The organism is Psychrobacter sp. Pi2-52 (assembly GCF_904846705.1).
Taxonomy (GTDB): domain Bacteria; phylum Pseudomonadota; class Gammaproteobacteria; order Pseudomonadales; family Moraxellaceae; genus Psychrobacter.
This window is the reverse complement of record NZ_CAJHBS010000025.1, coordinates 1-20,090: the sequence shown is the minus strand read 5'-3', so window position 1 is coordinate 20,090 and position 20,090 is coordinate 1. Positions and strand designations below refer to the sequence as shown.

At 37.5% G+C, this 20,090-nt stretch carries 20 protein-coding genes and 1 pseudogene; 19 read left to right on the top strand and 2 right to left on the bottom strand.

Annotation, left to right across the window (positions count from 1 at the left end):
- Nucleotides 1-29 precede the first annotated feature (29 nt).
- The 3 genes from JMY00_RS11940 to JMY00_RS11930 all read left to right on the top strand — a co-directional run bounded on the left by JMY00_RS11940 (nt 30) and on the right by JMY00_RS11930 (nt 2,969).
- On the top strand, nt 30-1,061 hold the full coding sequence (locus JMY00_RS11940) for a lysophospholipid acyltransferase family protein (RefSeq protein WP_201580296.1): 1,032 nt from the start codon (nt 30-32) through the stop codon (nt 1,059-1,061).
- Nucleotides 1,062-1,295: 234 nt separating this feature from the next.
- Entirely contained in the window at nt 1,296-2,012 is a 717-nt protein-coding gene (locus tag JMY00_RS11935) for a glycosyltransferase (protein ID WP_201580308.1), read from the top strand.
- Between the two features lie 96 nt (nt 2,013-2,108).
- Nucleotides 2,109-2,969, top strand: coding sequence for a hypothetical protein (locus JMY00_RS11930; protein WP_201580295.1), 861 nt, complete (start codon nt 2,109-2,111; stop codon nt 2,967-2,969).
- 48 nt (nt 2,970-3,017) lie between these two features.
- Here the strand turns inward: JMY00_RS11930 and JMY00_RS11925 are convergent, their stop codons facing one another.
- Nucleotides 3,018-4,166 (bottom strand): glycosyltransferase, encoded by a 1,149-nt coding sequence (locus tag JMY00_RS11925; protein WP_201580294.1) that lies wholly within the window; start codon nt 4,164-4,166, stop codon nt 3,018-3,020.
- Nucleotides 4,167-4,422: 256 nt separating this feature from the next.
- On the opposite strand from JMY00_RS11925, the gene JMY00_RS11920 reads away from it, so the two are divergent.
- From JMY00_RS11920 to rfbC, 12 genes are all read left to right on the top strand, one after another.
- Nucleotides 4,423-5,172: a hypothetical protein gene (locus JMY00_RS11920; RefSeq protein WP_201580293.1), complete on the top strand. Its 750-nt coding sequence runs from the start codon at nt 4,423-4,425 to the stop codon at nt 5,170-5,172.
- 5 nt (nt 5,173-5,177) lie between these two features.
- Nucleotides 5,178-6,029, top strand: coding sequence for a glycosyltransferase family 25 protein (locus JMY00_RS11915; RefSeq protein ID WP_201580292.1), 852 nt, complete (start codon nt 5,178-5,180; stop codon nt 6,027-6,029).
- 29 nt (nt 6,030-6,058) lie between these two features.
- Nucleotides 6,059-6,979, top strand: a complete 921-nt coding sequence (locus JMY00_RS11910; RefSeq protein ID WP_201580291.1) for a hypothetical protein — start codon at nt 6,059-6,061, stop codon at nt 6,977-6,979.
- A 10-nt stretch (nt 6,980-6,989) separates the two neighbouring features.
- Entirely contained in the window at nt 6,990-7,385 is a 396-nt protein-coding gene (locus tag JMY00_RS11905; protein WP_201580290.1) for an FdtA/QdtA family cupin domain-containing protein, read from the top strand.
- A complete protein-coding gene (locus JMY00_RS11900; RefSeq protein ID WP_201580289.1) occupies nt 7,382-8,116 on the top strand; it encodes an acyltransferase in 735 nt (244 codons plus the stop codon). Before JMY00_RS11905 ends, JMY00_RS11900 begins: the two co-directional genes overlap by 4 nt.
- A 106-nt stretch (nt 8,117-8,222) precedes the next feature.
- A complete protein-coding gene (locus JMY00_RS11895) occupies nt 8,223-9,326 on the top strand; it encodes a DegT/DnrJ/EryC1/StrS family aminotransferase (RefSeq protein ID WP_201580288.1) in 1,104 nt (367 codons plus the stop codon).
- Nucleotides 9,327-9,365: 39 nt separating this feature from the next.
- Nucleotides 9,366-10,553, top strand: coding sequence for a glycosyltransferase 61 family protein (locus JMY00_RS11890; protein WP_201580287.1), 1,188 nt, complete (start codon nt 9,366-9,368; stop codon nt 10,551-10,553).
- A gap of 106 nt (nt 10,554-10,659) precedes the next feature.
- Nucleotides 10,660-11,718 (top strand): glycosyltransferase family 2 protein, encoded by a 1,059-nt coding sequence (locus JMY00_RS11885; protein WP_201580286.1) that lies wholly within the window; start codon nt 10,660-10,662, stop codon nt 11,716-11,718.
- A gap of 81 nt (nt 11,719-11,799) precedes the next feature.
- Nucleotides 11,800-12,864 carry a dTDP-glucose 4,6-dehydratase gene (rfbB, locus tag JMY00_RS11880; RefSeq protein WP_201580285.1) on the top strand — a complete coding sequence of 355 codons (1,065 nt, stop codon included), beginning with the start codon at nt 11,800-11,802 and terminating at the stop codon, nt 12,862-12,864.
- Nucleotides 12,865-12,899: 35 nt separating this feature from the next.
- Nucleotides 12,900-13,805, top strand: a complete 906-nt coding sequence (gene rfbD, locus JMY00_RS11875; RefSeq protein ID WP_201580284.1) for a dTDP-4-dehydrorhamnose reductase — start codon at nt 12,900-12,902, stop codon at nt 13,803-13,805.
- Nucleotides 13,802-14,692: a glucose-1-phosphate thymidylyltransferase RfbA gene (gene rfbA / locus JMY00_RS11870; RefSeq protein WP_201580283.1), complete on the top strand. Its 891-nt coding sequence runs from the start codon at nt 13,802-13,804 to the stop codon at nt 14,690-14,692. Before rfbD ends, rfbA begins: the two co-directional genes overlap by 4 nt.
- Nucleotides 14,693-14,719: 27 nt before the next feature.
- Nucleotides 14,720-15,292, top strand: coding sequence for a dTDP-4-dehydrorhamnose 3,5-epimerase (gene rfbC / locus JMY00_RS11865; protein WP_201580282.1), 573 nt, complete (start codon nt 14,720-14,722; stop codon nt 15,290-15,292).
- A 183-nt stretch (nt 15,293-15,475) separates the two neighbouring features.
- On the opposite strand, the pseudogene JMY00_RS13640 reads toward rfbC, so the two are convergent.
- Nucleotides 15,476-15,634 (bottom strand): annotated as a pseudogene (locus JMY00_RS13640) (branched chain amino acid aminotransferase); the annotation flags it as partial.
- Between the two features lie 259 nt (nt 15,635-15,893).
- On the opposite strand from JMY00_RS13640, the gene JMY00_RS11860 reads away from it, so the two are divergent.
- From JMY00_RS11860 to JMY00_RS11845, 4 genes are read left to right on the top strand one after another with little or no spacing between them, the layout of a single operon-like run.
- Nucleotides 15,894-17,456 carry a glycosyltransferase family 39 protein gene (locus JMY00_RS11860; RefSeq protein ID WP_201580281.1) on the top strand — a complete coding sequence of 521 codons (1,563 nt, stop codon included), beginning with the start codon at nt 15,894-15,896 and terminating at the stop codon, nt 17,454-17,456.
- 11 nt (nt 17,457-17,467) lie between these two features.
- On the top strand, nt 17,468-18,571 hold the full coding sequence (locus JMY00_RS11855; protein WP_201580280.1) for a glycosyltransferase family 2 protein: 1,104 nt from the start codon (nt 17,468-17,470) through the stop codon (nt 18,569-18,571).
- A 7-nt stretch (nt 18,572-18,578) separates the two neighbouring features.
- A complete protein-coding gene (locus JMY00_RS11850; RefSeq protein WP_201580279.1) occupies nt 18,579-18,992 on the top strand; it encodes a GtrA family protein in 414 nt (137 codons plus the stop codon).
- Between the two features lie 14 nt (nt 18,993-19,006).
- Complete coding sequence (locus JMY00_RS11845; RefSeq protein WP_201580278.1) at nt 19,007-19,939, top strand: ChbG/HpnK family deacetylase; 933 nt, start codon at nt 19,007-19,009, stop codon at nt 19,937-19,939.
- Nucleotides 19,940-20,090: the final 151 nt, after the last annotated feature.

Sequence of the window (20,090 nt, the reverse complement as noted above, 5' to 3'; positions counted from 1 at the left end):
TTACGTGATTCATTACCATGTGAGTGGTCATGAATCCGTATCATATTTTCAAAGTCGTGCCATTGTCTGTACTGCAGATGCTGGCACGTTTTGCCGCTTGGGTTATCATTAAGATACCCAGTCTAAGTATCATGCGTACCATTCAGATCAATATGGCGCTGATTACTCATACACTGTCTGAGCAGCAAAAGCGCGCATTGACCAAAGACATCATCTATCATCAATGTTTGACTAGTATTGAATCTATAAAAAGCTGGGCGATGCCACCTGAGTGGAGTATCGCTCAGATTCGTGATGTCCATAATAAAGATATTCTTTTAGAAGGTCTTGCCAATCCAAATGGCATGCTTGCTATCGTACCGCATCTCGGCACTTGGGAGATGATGAATGCTTGGCTCAACCAATTTGGTGCGCCAACCATTATGTATAAGCCAGTTGAAGGCAAATTCGCTAATGAGTTTATCCTTCAGGGTCGAGCCCGACTTAATGCGACTTTGGTACCTACTGATGGTAGCGGCGTCAAAGCCGTGTTTAAAACACTCAAGCAAGGTGGTTTTAGTATCGTACTGCCCGACCACGTTCCAGAGCCATCAGGCGGCGTTGTCGTTCCGTTCTTTGGTATCAAAACATTGACCAGTACACTTGCCTCCAAATTGGCAAGCAAAACCAAATGTGCGCTGGTTGGCTTATCTTGTATTCGCCGTACCGATGGACGCGGTTTTGATATTTACTGCTACAAACTCGATAATCCTGCTTTATACGATCGTAATGCTGAAGTGGCAACTCATGCTCTCAATCAGGCCATGGAGCGTATGATTACAGACAACTACAGTCATTATATGTGGGGCTATCGACGTTTTAAGCATATACCAAGTTTGAATAATCCTTATCAGGCGGATAAAGAGACTTTAGCAGCCTTTATTCAATCTCACCATTCTAACGTTTCTAGTCGCTCTGCTAGCGATATCAACAATAGCGTTAAAAATGACAACGTTAAAAGCGAAAATGCTAAAAACGATAGTGCTGTTAAAAATGATAACACTAAGCTCAACAATCATTAGTCATCACCAACCTAACGTTGCACTATTTAGACGTACTATCAGTTTAAACGTTTCATCAGTCACAGCTATGCTAATATTGGCTGAACTCTATATTCTTTTACTTTTATTAGTCCTTCATTTATCTGACTATTATCTCAATACGAGTGCATTATGACATCTGACGTAACTAAGACCTCATCTACAGACCCTAAGCAAACCAGTATAAATGCTCCTGAACAGCGTTATATCATCTGTATGAAATGGGGCGACAAATATGGTCCTGAATACGTCAATCGTCTCTACAACATGGTTAGTCGACATCTAACCTTAGATTTTCAGATGGTTTGCTTGACCGATGACAGCACAGGTATTGACCCTGCGATTGCGTGTTATCCGATACCCGATATGGATTTACCAGCAGGTCCTGAACGTGGTTGGAAAAAACTGACTACCTTTAAGCCTGAGCTGTATGATTTAAAAGGTGTGGCGCTATTTTTAGATATCGATATCGTCATTGTCGATAATATCGATGCGTTTTTCACTTATCAAGCAGAACATGAAGACAGCGTCGTCATCATCCGCGACTGGAAAAAACCTTGGCGCATGATTGGCAATAGCTCTGTTTATCGCTTCAATATTGGTATGAATACCTATCCTGATTTGCTGTCCAATTTTGAGCGGAACTTTGAAACCATTCGCACCCAAGTACGTCACGAGCAGGCTTACCTCTCTAACTATTTGCGTGAGCATCATAACCTAGAGTATTGGGACAAAACATGGTGTGTTAGCTTTAAGTACCAATGTATTGCGCCGATTCCTTTTAACTTTGTACGCACACCTACTCTGCCGGATGATGCCAAAATCGTTATTTTCCACGGTGAGATTAACCCGCCCGATGCAATTGCTGGTAGTGGCGGTAAATGGTATCGACATGTGAAGCCAAGCCCATGGTTAAAAGACCATTGGCAATAAATGCTTAGCAATTAACTATATTTAGACAATTTATAATTAGCGTAAAGGCAGTGTATTAAGATATAAGATAGGTGAAATAAACGACTGGAAAATAGTATGGCGCTATATTTGAGATTACCTGCTACTGCTGGGTTCAATATTGATAATGAGCTCATCATTATCAATGCTTTTAATGCCAATGAACCAGCACAAAGCCTGCATGGAAAAGATGTCAATATTATCGCCTCAGGGCCATCTATACAGCAGCTACCGTTAGCAGCGCTACTAGATACGCCTACTATTTTTGTCAATGGCAGTATCAGCCTGATTGGGCAGCATCAGTTTACCGATATTGCTGGTTACGTCATCAGTGATGCGCGCTTTATCAATCATCAGCCTGAGATTTTACAGCAGTACTATACGGGTCAACCTCTATATGCAACATTAGCTGTCTTTGAAGCGATGGCCACCACGCACCCTGATATTATGCAAACCTACCATCATGCCATGCGAGTATTGTACCCAGTAGATAGGCCATGGGGAGTCAAGTCAAACAAGCTATCTTTTAATAAGCTGATCTTTAAGAAAAAACGACTCAATAAAAAAATGCCGCTATCGTACTTTATCAATAATCCAAACTTTATTATTGATAGCGATCATAAGGCGGCTGACATTGGTGTCTCTCTTAACATTACTCATGGATTTGTGGAAGCAGGAACCGTTGCTTATGTCGCAGCGCAATTGGCGTTTTCGCGTCAAGCAGCGTGTATTCATCTATATGGTATTGACCTACTTAACAGTAAGCAACCACGGTTTTATGAAAATAAAAACAATAGTGCGCCAAGTATGCTCAGCAAAGTCATGCACGAGCGCATTATCCCTTCGTTTAACTTACTCGGCAGAATCTATCAATCGCATGGTGTCCCCGTCGTCAACCACTCTCCTATCTCTAAATCGCTATTCGACACTTTTAATTAATAACTTGTAATTGATAACTTCTACTTGATTGCGTTTAATTAAGAACCACTACGAGTTATAACCCTCATTTTTATCTGAATCCAAAACAGAACCAAACGCTAAGTACTGTCTTGCAATATGTTGAGGCAGTAACTGCTGGTTTAGCGGCACGATATAATCTGTAAGGTTATCTATGGCTTGATCGATGAGTAACGCCAAGCCATCAATATCACCTACCGCAATTAAGTTTTGCTCAGGTAATAGCTCTCGTGGACCAAAAGGACAATCCGTACTGATTACTGGTACGCCCAGGGCTTGCGCCTCTACGATGACATAGCCAAAGCCTTCAAAATTAGAGGTGAGTACCATCAGTGCAGCTGATCTAATTAATGGATAAGGGTTGGTCTGAAAGCCTAAAAATTTAATACAATCGCTAATATCTAGTTGAACAGCCAACTGTTCAATCTCTGCTTCAAGCCTACCTTTACCTACTAGTACTAATGGTAGCTTTCGTTCTGTTTTGGCATATGCCTGTAGCAAGTCTCGATGACCTTTCATGTCATCAAATGAAGCGACATGTATGATGTATTCTTTATCTACTAAGCTGAGATGTTCAAGATGGCTAGACGCTGCTGCTTTGGTATTTATATCAGTAGCATCACAAGGATTGTAGATTGTTGTGGTTTTGGTGATATCTCCTATAATATCAATCAAATCTTGGCGTGCACCCTTACTTACACAGCTACAAAGATGAGCGCCATAAACCATTTTCAAATGATTTATACTCTGTACTGGTGCCCCTAATAATTGATTTTGGAACTGCTTTGATAGCGCTGTATGCAGTACATTTACGATATTTGGCAACTGGCTATATGCCATAATCCAGTTTATTTTATAGATATTAGCCAGTATCAAATCTGGCTTCCCTATTTGGCTAAGCACGTAAGTATCAATACGTTTAGCAACTGATTCGTAGGCTTTTGCTTGCGTAGATTCTGGGTCGAGATTCTGCTCAGAAAACACCTCGTCATATGGCACGATGTGATATTGCACACGAGCGTCTAGTAGCATATCTTGCGTCGCTTCCAAACATAGGATATGAGTACGATAGCCCATATCTGCATAAGCGCTTGCCAAAGTCGTAACCATACGCTCAGCACCGCGACCTTCAAGCGCTTTTAAAACAAGTAGAATAATAGGTTGATTGTTGAACGTCATAGTAAGCCATCTCTCATTATAATCGACGTTCAAAACACGTATAATGTCGATAATCAAATCAGTTAATATTGCGGGGCTCTAGCTTTGTATGTTAGTCTTCTCTCTTTTTAGATTAAGACCCAACATATATTAAGACATATCCTCATCAGTAAAGAAATACTCTCTCTTATTATATCATTAAGCTTGAGTATTTTAACTCTGGCAGTAAGCACTATTTGAATGCAAGTCAAAAATTGTTGTTAGGAGAATATGAGGTATGCAGAAACCTAAAACCAAAATTCAAAAGATTTTTTCGTTCAACCACTATCGAAAACGTTTTGGAGCATCAAAGGTTGTCTCTAATATTCATAATAACGAATGGCAAGTTATGAAAAAATGCATCATTAGTGGTGATAATGCAGTACATACTCATGGTGCTGATAAAAATATACAACAGCATACTGAGAACCTGAAGAAAGAGTTTATTGGACAGCCTCAGTTAAACTATCATCATGCGATTCTTATATTACTTATACGTCGTGAAGTTGATGTGCATAAACACTTTCTCCGATTTCAGCAGCTCTGGTTACAAGAGCATAATTTTTTATTAAACTCACTTAATACCCGTTGGCTTATTTCCGCTTGCGATACGTTTATCGATCACAGTGAAGATGATTCCTTAAAGGCGCTTTTAATGAATGCCGTGATTTTGATAAATACCATTAAACTACAAGAAAGTGAGCGCTATTTAACTGTCTCTGATACTGCTATACCTGATTCTAAACGTCACGACTTTTTACAGAATGAAAGATTAGCTTTGTTTGATGGTGTAGCAGGATTTGCCGTTGGGACTGATGACACTTTACGTAATATGCGATGGCGTTTAGATAAGCTGGCACAGTCTCATCCGCTAGGAGACTTGGTTATTGAGATATTTGAACGAGTTCAAAAGCCCAATGCTGATACGGTATACTCCCGTTTCCGTGCTTTGCATCATCGTGATAAAACTGCTTGGTGGACGGAATAAAGATAATGCCCAATCAATCAAAAATAGCAGCCCTAGTAATTAACCTAGATAGTGCTAAAGAACGCTGGGATTTCCAGCAAAAACAATTAAGTGAACTAGATATAGACTATCAACGGTGGGAAGCGAACTCTGTTGACACCTTAACGGATAAAGAATACGAAAGGTGGGCAAATGATTGGCAGCGTAAGCTTCGCCGTACAGAAGTAGCCTGTTTTTTAAGTCATTATCGAGCTTGGAAATATATTGCTGACAGTGGACAATCATTTTTAATTCTTGAAGATGACGCCCTATTGTCTCAGCACTTACCAGATGCTCTTCTTAAACTTAGTACGGATAACAATGTTGTATATCATCACCTAACTTTTGAAACTCGTGGACGTAAGAAATTAATTAGCAAGCAAGGCTTTGATCTTTGTGACAGTATTGCGCTACATGAGTTATTTTTAGATAAAACGGGTGCCGCCGCCTATTTATTAACACCAACAGGTGCAAAAATACTGATTGATCATGTCGTTCAACATGGTGCAGGTTTGGCTGATGCGCTACTATGCCATACCAAGAGACTAAAAAGCATACAGTCTGTACCGGCACTCGCTATCCAAATGGATATGGCTACTCATTACGAAATGCCTGAGTTACAATGCGAGATTATCGCTACTAGTAACATCTCTACTCCAAACAACATTAAACCGCTTTCTAATGGCATAGTTAAGACTTTAAAGTATAAATCGAAACGTATTAGTGCACAATTAGGTATGGGCATTAATCAATTAAAAAACTCATCAGATGGTTGCTATCAAGAGATCATACCTGACAATGATAGCTTTGAATATTTGTATCGTTTAATTGATGGTTAAATTTATATATCTCCAAAGGCAATATGTTTATGCAAAAACAGAAAGTATGTTTTTTAGGATTTTTCCCTGATTATGAATATCTTTTTTTTCGAGAAATTAAAAATGAAACTCTAGATATTAGCTTCTTTAATCCAATAGATATTACTGATACAAAAAAATGGTTTGAAAAACTACCAAGATATTTTAAAAATAAATATCATAGAAAACTGATAAAAAAACATATTAAAGAAAATACTAATACACATTTTATCTTTACTGAGCATCGACTGGTGCTTCAATCGATACTTAATTATCTAGAGAATACAAAAAAACCTAACTTTAGAGGCATCTTATTAATAAGAAACCCTCTTAACAATAATCATAAAGTCAGATTACTATTACCCAGACTCGAGAAACACAATGTAAATATCTTTACTTTTGATAAAGTTGATGCTGAAAAATATGGTTATAGATCTTATTCACAGTTCGCGTCCAAATTATCTCAAGTTTCAGATGTACCAATAACTTATGACTTTAGCTTCGTTGGAAGAGATAAAGGTCGTAGTGAGATTCTGAACAATTTAAAATCTCAGCTTGAGGGTATGGGTTACCGTTGCAATTTTGACATTCGCTCAAGTGATCAGCCTAATATTTCATATATTGATTACTTAAAAGTATCATTATCTGCTACGTGTATGATTGAAATCCTTCAAGAGAACCAGTCAGGTATGACTTTACGAGCTATAGAAGCCATCCTTTACGGTCGCAAATTATTAACTAATAATGCTAATATTGAAAAAGAGCAACTGTATGATGCATCTGACATATTGATTTGTGATGATAATTTGAATCGTGAGAAAATACACCAGTTTATGAATGTTGCTACGAGAAATTTGGACTCTCAGGCATCTATCCACTCTCATGAATCAGAGACTGTTATAAAATCTATAATTGAATCAATCAATAAATAGTGAGTTTACAATGAAGTTGGCTAAAATCTTAACCTTTCCAATAATCGGTGATAATAGAGGTTCTCTAATCGCTCTCCAAACCTTTCAAAATATTCCTTTTGATATAAAACGTATATATTATATTTTTGATACTTTGAGCGGTGTCTCTCGAGGTTTTCATGCTCATCAAAAATTACAACAAGTATTAATCTGTGTAAAAGGTAGCTGCCGTATTTTATTAGATGATGGTAAACATAAAGAAAATATTATCCTTAATAGCCCTCAGACTGGCTTACTTATTGAAAATCTAATTTGGCGAGAGATGCATGATTTTTCAGAAGATTGTGTATTATTAGTTTTAGCCAGTGAGTATTATGACGAAAGTGACTATATTCGTGATTATGATAACTTCTTGAGGTGTTTATGAATATTCATCCTACTGCTATAGTTTCTGATAAAGCTATAATTAATACTAATGTCAGAATCGGTGCTTATACAATAATTTATGATAATGTTGAAATAGCTGAAAACACAATCATTGAAGCGTTTTGTGAGATAGGTGTTGCTAACAACTTTTCAAATGGTGACAAACTATATATAGGCGCAAACTCACATATTAGATCGCACAGCATTTTCTATGAAGGATCTGTTTTTTTAGAGTCATTAGTAACAGGTCATCGGGTTACTGTTAGAGAAAAGATAAAAGCTGGAAAAAACTTACAAATAGGTACTTTGTCTGATTTACAAGGTCATTGTGAAATAGGAGACTTCGTTCGCTTCCATAGCAATGTTCATATTGGTCAAAAAAGTAAAATTGGTAATTATGTATGGATATTTCCCTATGTTGTGTTGACCAATGATCCACACCCTCCTAGCGATACTTTACTTGGTGTGAGTGTTGAAGATTACGCCGTTATAGCAACGATGAGCATAATACTGCCAGGAGCATATATTAGGAAAGGCTGTTTAATAGGTGCTCATTCTTCTATAAAAGGTGAGACAGAAGAAAATATGATTTATGCAGGCTCTCCTGCTAAAAAAATATGTTCAACGTCCAAGATCAAGTTGCACGATGGTAGCGGAGATGCTTATCCATGGCGCAAACACTTCCATCGTGGTTATCCAGAAGAATTAGTAAAATCATGGATTAATGAGTAGGCAAAATAGGAATTTCTGAAAGCCGTTATAGGCTAGAGTCAATCATTAAACACATCAATACTCAATTCAACTATTTGTTTAAATATATATGTTGCAGGTCTACAATATGATCCCCTTCCTTGACCTCAAGGCCATTAACGCACAATATCGCGATGAACTTATTACTGCTTGTACCCGTGTGATTGATTCAGGTTGGTATATTAACGGTAACGAGCTTGAACAGTTTGAACAAGACTTTGCTAGTTATTGTGGCACTAAACATGCTGTTGGTGTCGCCAATGGCTTGGATGCTTTAATTCTTACCTTAACGGCTTGGAAAGAACTGGGTAAGCTTCAGGACGGCGATGAAGTTATCGTTCCATCCAATACTTATATTGCGAGTATTTTAGCTATTAGTGCCAACAATTTAATACCTATTCTAGTTGAGCCAGATATCACAACTTATAATATTTGCCCTGATAAAATCGAAGCTGCGATTACAGATAAAACAAAGGTAATATTACCTGTTCATTTATATGGGCAATTGGCTAATATGCCATCTATCATGGATATTGCTAAGCGCCATAACTTATTAGTCTTAGAAGACGCTGCCCAAGCTCATGGTGCAAGTATCGATGGTCAAAAAGCAGGCAACTGGGGTGACGCATCAGGATTTAGTTTTTATCCAGGTAAAAACTTAGGTGCACTAGGTGATGCAGGGGCAATAACGACTAATGATGATGAGCTGGCAAATACATTGCGCGCTCTACGTAACTACGGCTCACATGAAAAATATAAAAACCTCTTTCAAGGCGTAAACAGCCGATTAGATGAGATTCAAGCGGCTATGCTTAATGTAAAACTACATCATCTTGATGAAGAAATTATACATCGTCGTAAAATTGCAGAAGCTTATATTGAGGGTATTGATAATCCAGCGATAATACTGCCCTCTCAGCAAGATAAAAATCATGTTTGGCATGTATTTGTCATTCGTTGTCAGGAGAGAGATGCTTTACAGAATTACTTAGCTGAGAATGGGATACAGACATTAATACACTATCCAATTCCACCGCATAAGCAGCAAGCATATGAAGAATGGAATAAATTAAGCTATCCTATCTCGGAAAAAATACATAAAGAAGTATTAAGCTTACCAATTAGTCCAATTTTAACGCTAAACCAAGCCCAAGAAATTATACAGCTTTGTAATAATTTTAGGAAAAAATAATATCTCTATTGGATTACGATAATAAAGTATGGGTTAATTATGATTGATAGTGTGATAAAAAACATAAAAACTTTAAAGAATAAAATAAAAATAAAAAGATTGAAAATACATTCTATTATCGAAATAGATAACTATTTTACCTTAGAGAAAGGAGATCAAAAAGGTACTTCTGTTAGCCCGAAATATAAAGGTACTTCTCAATATAAGAAAGTGTACGATGTTGTAGATATACATCTCTTTAACTTGGAAAATGTATATTGCAACATTAGTTCTCAAAGCTTCATCACAGAAGACATGACACGTATTTTCCTAGAGTTCTTTCCTTATATTGATAACAAAAAAATAAAATACTCAACTGGGCTTATAAGAAATCACGACGACAATTACGCCTATATTAAGAAAATCAAAAGAAATGTAAAAGTATATAATAACGCTCTGTTTTTAGGTGGTAACGGTTCTTCTAATTTTTATCACTGGCTGATTGAGATAGCTCCAAAACTCCTAATACTAGACAATGTCTGTTTAAAAAAACACCATATAGATACAATACTAGTAAACGAATGTGTTAAAAAAAATGAAAATTATTTTCATATTTTGGTTAAATCCAGTGCACATCTAAAAAATATTAATATTGTTTATGTTGATCCTAACGAAGCCATCCTTCTAAAAAGCGTGTTTTTTTTAAACACTTTCAATCAAACAGTTTATAACTTTAGAGAAAAGAGTGGAAATTACGGTACAACCACAATATACAATAAAAACTCTTTAAAGCTATTGAAAGATACATTATCTTTTGGAATTAGTACGGAAAATCATGAGAAGTATGAAAAAATATTCATTTTGCGTAATGAGGAAACCGTAAGCAAATATAATAACAGATCTTATAATCAAGATGAAATTTTTAAGTTTTTTGAAGAGGAAGGGTTTACAGGCATATACCCTGATAAACTTACATTTAATGAGCAAATAAATATATTTAATAATGCTAATTTTATTATTGGCCCTTCAGGTGCTTCATGGTCCAACTTGGTTTTCTGTCAAGATAAAATTAGAGCAATAAGTTGGCTACCTAGAAATTTAGAGAACTTTGATACCTATTCCACATTAGCTTATTTAAAAAATATAAATATGCAATTTGCAAAATATGATACTTCAAGCGATGATATACATAGTTCATACATAATTGATTTAGAAGATATAATTAAACTGTATATTAGTATGTTATAGAAAACCTAGTTATTATAAAAAAATATATAAGTATTATATTTTTTATTGAAAGCAAACAATCTTTCCGATACTAACTTTTTTAAACTTTATGAATGTAAGAAAAAATATGAAAGAAAATTCAAAATTTTTATCTATTTGCTGCCTTGGGTACAACCACGCAGAGTTTTTACAAGAAAACTTAGAATCTATTAAACGAATAAACTATCCTTATATTGAAGTGATTGTCGTCGATGATGGCTCTAGTGATAATAGTGTTAAATTATTAAGCGAGATCCAAAAAGACTTTCCTTTTGAGCTAAAGATAATCACTCAAAAAAATACGGGTAATGTTGGAAGAAACTTCAACAACGCTTATCATATTGCTAAGGGTGATCTAATAACATTTATTTCACTAGATGATATTTTTAATTCGGAAGTTATTTTAGAAGAAATTAAAATAATGAATGATAACCCTAAACTAGCCTTTGTTGCTGCTAAAAAAGCAGTTGCTATTGATAAAGATGGCTTTATTAATGATAACTTACCTAAACTGCCCATAGAATCTTTAGAGAATCCAAGTATAGATGAGTTGTTAGAGTTTGATTATTCTCATTTTGGTGCTTTCTATATCCAAGGTGCAATCTTTAGAAAAAAAGTCATAGATAAAATCCAGTGTTTTGATGAAGACATGACTGGGGATGATATTGTCTTAAGAACAAAATTATTTAAAGAAATGCTTGATAGTCAAGAGTGGGACCATAAATTCATCAGCTCTAACAATGTTTTTTATCGACTGCATGATAATAATATTCATAAAAACTCAAGCAGACAGATAAAAATTGTGACTGAATATCTTGATAGGTATTGGCCTGATAGAGAGGACCCAGAAATCTTAATTGATTGGATTTGCAGTATAATTCGCAATAAACCACTAAATGAGTCTCTAGCGGTGTTTTCACAGAATAACCGTGCCTCTAGACTATTAACAAACGAAAGGGTTCAAAAATCTATCAAAAGATCCATACTATCTAATAGACTCAATATTACCAAATTCATATTTTTAAAGAAAAAAATAGATAAAACCACTAGGCAGATCTTACTATTTAACCTTATTAAGATAGGTTACAAAAAGAATGTTAAAGCGAAGACAAACGATAACTGCCACTTTCTAGATTACAATGATTAGCGGATCCTACTTTAGAGACATGATCATAAATCTAATTGCAAGAGCAGTATTATAACGAAGTTTAACTACGGTGATACACCCATGAATATACTAATCACAGGCGGCGCAGGCTTTATCGGTTCAGCCGTTATTCGTCATATTATAGCTAACACCACAGATAAAGTTTTAAATATAGATAAGCTCACCTACGCTGGTAATCTAGAGTCTTTAGCTAGCGTATCAGATAGCACACGTTATCAGTTTTCTCAAACCGATATTTGCGATCAACAAGCTATCGAAGTACACTTTGCTGATTTTCAGCCAGATATCGTGATGCACTTAGCAGCAGAGTCGCACGTTGACCGTTCTATCACTGGTTCAGCTGCATTCATGCAAACCAATATTATTGGCACGCATACCCTATTAGAAGTGGCTAGACATTACTATGAAACGCTAAGCAGTGATAAAAAAAGCAACTTCCGTTTTCATCATATTTCAACTGATGAAGTCTACGGAGATTTAGAAGGCACAGATGATTTATTTCTTGAAACAACTCCGTATGCACCAAGTTCTCCCTACTCAGCTAGTAAGGCCAGCTCAGACCATCTCGTACGTGCTTGGAATCGGACTTATGGCCTGCCAGTGGTAATTACCAACTGCTCTAACAACTACGGTCCTTATCATTTCCCAGAAAAGCTAATACCGTTAGTCATTCTAAATGCCTTAGCGGGTAAACCTCTACCTGTATACGGCAATGGGCAACAGATTCGAGATTGGTTATACGTTGAAGATCATGCCCGTGCCTTATACTTAGTCGCTACCGAAGGTAAGATAGGTGAAACTTATAATATTGGTGGACACAATGAGCATACTAATATTGAGGTCGTGCAAACGATCTGTGCATTATTAGAAGAACTGGCACCTTATAAACCTCACGGTGTTACAAGTTATAATGAACTTATCACCTATGTAAAAGATCGTCCTGGACATGACTTGCGTTATGCCATTGACGCCAGTAAAATTCAGCAATCATTAGGATGGACACCACAAGAAACATTCAGTTCAGGTTTACGCCAAACCGTCCTATGGTATCTAAACAATTCAGAATGGGTTGAGCATGTGCAGAGTGGTGAGTATCAACACTGGGTAACTCAGCAGTATCAATGATAGATAAAACTAATAAAAAGACTGACAAAACGATTATGAAAATTGTATTACTGGGTAAAAATGGTCAAGTTGGCTGGGAGTTACAGCGTGCACTGCAACCGTTAGGACACGTTATTTCACTAGATCGTCAAATAAATGATAATGGGTTGTGTGGTGATATAACCAACTTTGCCGCTATAGAAAAGCTCTATGCTACCATAGAGCCTGATATAGTTATCAACGCCGCCGCTTATACTGCTGTAGATAACGCTGAAAGTGATTATGAGCAGGCCGATTTAATCAACCATATAGCTGTTGAGCATTTAGCTACTATGTCTGAACAGTATAATAGCTTGCTAATTAATTACTCTAGTGACTATGTATTTGATGGCACTCTAGATATGCCTAGGTCAGAAATAGATGATAGAATGCCTATAAATAACTATGGCAGGACTAAGTATGATGGAGAAATTGCATTAGAGAAAAGCGGTGCGAGGTTTATTAACTTTCGTACCAGTTGGGTGTATGGCGCACATGGTAATAACTTTATCAAAACCATGTTAAAACTTGCTCAAAGCAAAGAAGAGCTTAATATTATCGCTGATCAGATTGGTGCTCCAACGGGGGCAGCTTTAATTGCTGATATTACAGCACAAGCACTACGTTACTATTTACTAAACAAACAATCCAGCAGCCTGCTTGGACATTACAACTTAGCAGCAAAAGGTGAATGTTCTTGGTTTGATTATGCTCAGTTTATCTTTGCGACCGTGCAAAAAGATATCGGTACAGAACTACTAATAAAGCAGCTGAATCCTATTCCAACATCAGAATACCCTACCCCTGCAAAACGTCCGCTCAACTCGCGTTTAAATACTGAAAAACTACAAACCCACTTCCAACTGCACTTGCCACATTGGCAACAAGGTGTTGCTCAAGTACTAGGAGAGCTATTATCATGATTCAAACTAACCGTAAAGGGATTATTCTTGCTGGGGGTTCCGGTTCACGCTTGCACCCTATCACTCTAGGTACATCGAAACAGCTTCTTCCGATATATGATAAGCCTATGATTTATTATCCTTTATCGGTACTAATGCTCGCAGGCATTCGTGAAATTCTAATCATATCCACTCCAGAAGACTTACCAAATTTTGAAAAGCTACTTGGTAATGGCGATGATCTAGGGATAAAACTATCCTATAAAGTCCAGCCTTCACCTGATGGCCTAGCTCAAGCATTTATTTTGGGTGAAGATTTTATTGGCGACGATAATGTTTGCTTAGTATTAGGGGATAACATTTTCTACGGGCAAAGCTTTAGTAAGCAGTTAATCCGAGCTACTGAACAAGAAGCAGGAGCGACCGTATTCGGTTACTATGTGAGTGATCCTGAGCGTTTTGGCGTAGTAGAGTTTGACCAAGATGGTAAAGCACTAAGTATTGAAGAGAAGCCAAATCATCCTAAGTCAAATTATGCAGTGACCGGTTTATATTTTTATGACAATCAAGTGGTAGATATTGCTAAAAATGTGCAACCATCACATCGGGGTGAGTTAGAGATTACTGACATTAACAATGCTTACTTAGAGCAACAGCAACTTAATGTAGAACTTCTAGGACGTGGTTTTGCTTGGCTAGATACGGGTACTCACGATTCATTACTAGAGGCTGGGCAATTTGTGCAAACTATTGAACATCGTCAAGGTCTAAAAATAGCCTGCCTTGAAGAAATTTCTTATCACAACGGCTGGATTGATGACTCTCAATTGCTAGAACGTGCGAACTTTTTCAAAAAGACAGGTTATGGGCAGTACTTGTTAAAATTACATCAAGAGCATCAACACTAACTTTATGACTGTATTAGTATATGCATTATGAATATTATTGAAACCAAGATACCAGAATTGTTAATCCTTGAACCCCACGTTTTTGAGGATGACCGTGGCTGGTTTATGGAAAGCTTTAATCAAAAAGTCTTTGTCGATATTTTGAATGAGCGTGGGTTTGAGGCACCACATTTTGTCCAAGACAATCATTCCAGCTCTGAAAAAGGGGTACTACGTGGTTTGCACTATCAACTAAACCCTTTTTCTCAAGCCAAGCTTGTGCGCGTGGTACAAGGACGAGCTTGGGATGTAGCGGTAGATATTCGCCAAAACTCATCTACTTTTGGTCAATGGGTAGGTGTAGAATTAACAGCCACTAATCATCGTCAATTTTGGATACCTGCAGGATTTGCACATGGTTTTATCGCACTCGAAGATAATACTCAGTTTTTGTATAAAACCACTAGCTATTATCACAAAGAAAGTGAGAGAACTATTCTATGGAATGATGATAGCCTGAATATTGATTGGCCAGTTGAGGGTTTAGAACTCAAGCTAACTGAGAAAGATAAGGAAGGCTTAACTTTTGAGCAAGCCAAGATGATGAATGAAATTTTCTAATTCCATGCCCTATCTTCTAACTAATGGTTATTACTACTAGTATTATTTTTTTGAAGATAAAAAAGACAAATACTAAACTCCCCTATTATCGGGAATGATAATTTTTACAAAGATACTGGTCAATCATACAAAAAGGCTGAACAATTATGTACAGCCTTTTTGGTCTTTAAAATAACGGCATTATTAATCAATAAAACTTAACCAGTCCATATATTTCTCATTACGACCATGGTCCACATCAAAGTATAGGATTTGTAGCTTCCCAGTCAACTCACCGCGGTCACCATTACCGAAGATACGGTCGTCATATTCACAGATAGGAGTAACTTCAGCAGCGGTACCTATCTCAAAACTCCACTAGTAACCTTGCATATATTTATATCCAGTATGTGATAAATATATAAATAGATTCTCAAATAGTTGTTAACCTTCAATTTACTATTTTTGGTAGTTTGCACCTCTTTCAGATTATTACTAACAGTTTAAATATAGTTTCACAATTATATCTATAATTGTCTACAATGCACACGAACTATTTAATACAGTTGATATGTAAGCGAGCTTACATATTAGCATTCATAATATATGTGCGAGTTTATCCATGTCCGATCAGCATCAGCTGCAAAGCTCTTTTAAGCAATGGCGACTATTTTTTGTATTTGTATGCTTATATTTTACCGTCTGGAGTATATTACCTACCTTTCTCGCTAGCAGCGTACCTTTAGATGTGAGTGAAGGCATCAATTGGGGCAGCGAGTGGCAATGGGGCTACTATAAACACCCCCCCTTTTCATCATGGATATTATACAGCTCTTATCAACTTCTGGGCCATATTGGTCCTTATATACTTAGTCAACTATGTGTTTTGTTAACGCTGTTTTTTATTTATCAATTAGGCAAAAAACTCTGGTCACCTGCGATCGCTCTACTTGGCAGCTCGTTAACCTTAGCCGTTATCTACTATACTTATCCTAGCCTTGAGTTTAATCATAATGTTGCCCAGTTCCCTATTTGGGCAGGACTATACTTAGCATTTTATCAATCGCTGACTCAAAACCGTCTCAGAGATTGGGTATTTCTCGGTGTGCTTGGGGGTATCGGCATGCTGATCAAGTACACCGTAATATTTTTACTCATACCAATGGCATTGTATTTCATACTACCAAGGCAATGGCCCTTATTAAAGCAGCCAAAACCTTGGTTAGCAGCGTTCATTATGTTGGCAATATTTGCACCGCACTTATATTGGTTGATAAACCATGATTGGTTGCCACTGAGTTATGCAAATGGTCGTGCGCAAGATATCAGTGAAGCAGCAAGTAATGTTCAACGACATTTTAGTTGGGTGAACTTTATTGTCGCGCAGCTCGGTGCTCATATTCCACTACTAATTATGCTAGCCTTTAATCGAAAAAAACTATTAGGCATCAATAAATATAGACAAAGATTACCTGATGGTGCGTCACTGCTATGGTATATGTATTTATCACCGCTGGTTGTAGTAGTGATATTAAGCTTGGTGTTTGGGGTTGGCCTGAGAGACATGTGGGGCATGCCGATGTGGGCACTGTCAGGACTGCTAGCAGCGTCCTTCATTGCATCGGCTTCTCAAGTATTTACTATTGCCAGACTACGTAAATCGCTTGTCACTTGGCTAACACTAGCAACGGTTCTAAGTTTTATTTATATTGGTCTTGGTGATCAAATACGTCATAAAGCCTCTCGTATGCAATGGCCAGAGCAGAAACTAACTAATCAAGCAATAGAGACTTGGCAGACGCTTAGTAGTTGCTCACTCGACAGCATTTCAGGTGACCGCTGGCTAAGTGCTTTAGTTGCGATGAATAGTGACTTCCCCTCTCTAATGATCTCAGGTCCTGCTAGCCACTCACCATGGATGAATGCGGAAAGACTACAAAAAAATGGTACGTTAGTAATATGGCAAAACGATGATCATGTGCTGTTACCCTTACTAAATAAACTAACTGTACTTGATAGCAAAGTAGCTGATGTTAGCAACCCTATTGCAAATGACACTGATGCATTAATAAAACAACAGGGTCAATGGCAAATTGCATGGCGAGATACAAATATTACTAAACCATTAATGGTAAACTGGGTTGCTTATGTCCCCATTCATTGTTTCCGCAACGTTCCACCTTGATGAGTGCCTTTATGTCTCAAAATAATCTTCATGACTCAAAACTACCTTATTTATCTATTATTATACCGGTCTATAATGATGCCGAAGCGTTACAGGCATTCTTACCAACGTTGTTCGTGTTTACTAAAACGTTGAACACACCAGAAAATAATGATGTTATAGAAATAACAGGTAAACTAGAGTCTGTAAAGTGTGAGATTATTATTGTTGATGATGGAAGCTCTGATAATCTAATAGAAGTGGTCGCCACGTCGATGACTGCCTGTCCAGACAATACCGATTTGCATTTGATACGTCTGTCTCGTAACTTTGGCAAGGAGCCAGCACTTAGTGCCGGACTAGCCCAGTCCCAGGGCGACTTAGTGGCAATGCTGGATGCTGATGGTCAACACCCTCTATCAGTATTGCGGCAAATGCTAAGCATGATTGAGCAGTCAGATCTTGATATGGTTGCTGGGATTCAAGCTAATCGGCCTCATGAGAGCCGTCTAGCAAAAGCGTTTAAAAGCAGCTTCTATCATTTCATTCAAGACAAACAGCGTTATGAGATTCGTCCCAATGCAGGTGACTTTCGAGTGATGAATCGTAAAGTAGTACTGGCGCTACGCTCACTACCTGAACGCCAACGGTTTATGAAAGGTCTCTATGCTTGGGTAGGATTTAATACCGTCTACTTACCATTCACTGCAGATAATCGCGGAACTGGTGTAAGTAAATTTAATTTTGGAAGCCTCTTTGAGCTGGCGATAGTGGGTATTACCTCTTTTTCACAAAAACCCTTACGATTGATATCAAGAATGGGTTTCGTGGTTAGCGCTTTAGCTTTTTTGTACGGCTTATACATCGTCATTGAGACTTTGCTTTTCGGAAACAATGTCGATGGCTGGGCAACGGTTGCAGCTGGTATTATGTTTTCAACTGGTATCCAGTTGGTCTGTATTGGCGTAATTGGCGAATATGTCGGTAGACTATATGAAGAAGTCAAACAGCGTCCACTATACTTGATTAATGAAACCATTAGTATTAGGCCTAGCAGCAATCATGCTAACTCGCTTAGAAACACAGATCCTACACATATCATAAACAAACATTTTGATAGCCAAATAAGTGAATAAAATTGCTATGAAAAACGTTGCATCTCGGCAAGCGCTATGGTTCCTAGTCGTCGGTGCATGCGCAGCATTAGTACACTTTTTAGTATTGGTCAGTATTGTTAGCGTTACTTCCATTACGCCCGCTTGGGCTAATGCTATGGCTTTTCTAGTCGCATTTTCGGTGAGTTTTTTGGGACATTTTTATCTGACTTTTTCTCAGTCAGACTCTTCTTCTAAATATCAGCCTTGGCATCAGTCACTACCATTTTTAGGGAAATGGTTTGCCAGCTCCGTAGCCGGATTTATTGCTAATCAAGCCCTGTTTCTACTTGGTTTGAACTTATTTGGCGAACGTTATTATATACTGGTATGGATCATAGTCACTGGAGTTATTACCATAATGACTTTTGCTCTAGGTAAGTTTTGGGCATTCAAATCATGATACTAAGCAATCTTATGTCTAAAAACAAAGAGTCCGAAAAAAGAAAATTTTACGACGATGAGACTAACCCATCAAAAAACATGCGTGCTGTAATTATTAATGTTGATGACTTGGGATTATCTGGTGCGGTAAATGAAGCAGTGATCCATCTTGCCGAGCTTCGCCGTATCTGTGCTAGTAGTTATATGGTAGGTGGCGTCATTACTGATGGTGATATACGTAAGCTCTCTGAGCTGAACATTGACATTGGTCTGCATTTGGACTTAACCGGAGTGTTTCGCTCATCCTTACAAGGATCTCTCAAATCTCTCATTTTAGCAAGCTATCTACGCCAGCTTAATACTGAGCAAGTAACTAATATTATAAAACAGCAACTCGATGCATTTGAAGATAAATTTGGGCATGCGCCTGTCTTTATTGACGGTCACCAGCATATTCATCAGCTTCCTGTTATTCGGTATTGCTTAGCTAATGAGCTGAACAGACGCTACGGTGGTAATAACGCTCAGACAGATATCAGTGCGCGCATCACCACACCATTAATCAATGATTTTAAGTCCTGGGTCATTTATGTGCTCGGTGGTTATGCTTGGCGCAAACTGTGTGAACATCACCATATGTCCACCAATGATTACTTTGGTGGTGTTTATGATTTTAATGCGAATAGCCTAAAGTTGGCCCTATTGTGGGAAAAGTGGTTAATTAAAGCACCACGTACTACTGGTCTGTCGTCAATGTTTGCAAAGATACCTACATCCATACATACTAATTTATCTACCACTCTTATTATGTGCCACCCAGCTGTACCTGATAATAGCTGGCAAGATGAGATTAAAGTAGCAAGAGAAACGGAATATACTTGGCTAATGAGCCATGAATTTTCAGAGTTAATACAACGGAAGGACGTGAAGTTAGTTAATTGGTCAAATAATATAGCAATAAATTAAGTATTGGCTAATAACACCTTGTAACCTGCCCACTATAAAAAAGCTAAGACTATTGAAGTCTTAGCTTTTTTATTGGGGCTGTAGTAGATAAGGATTAAATATCACACCATTTTCTCAAGGTTTTCAGCTGATTAGATGGTGAGCCATAGTT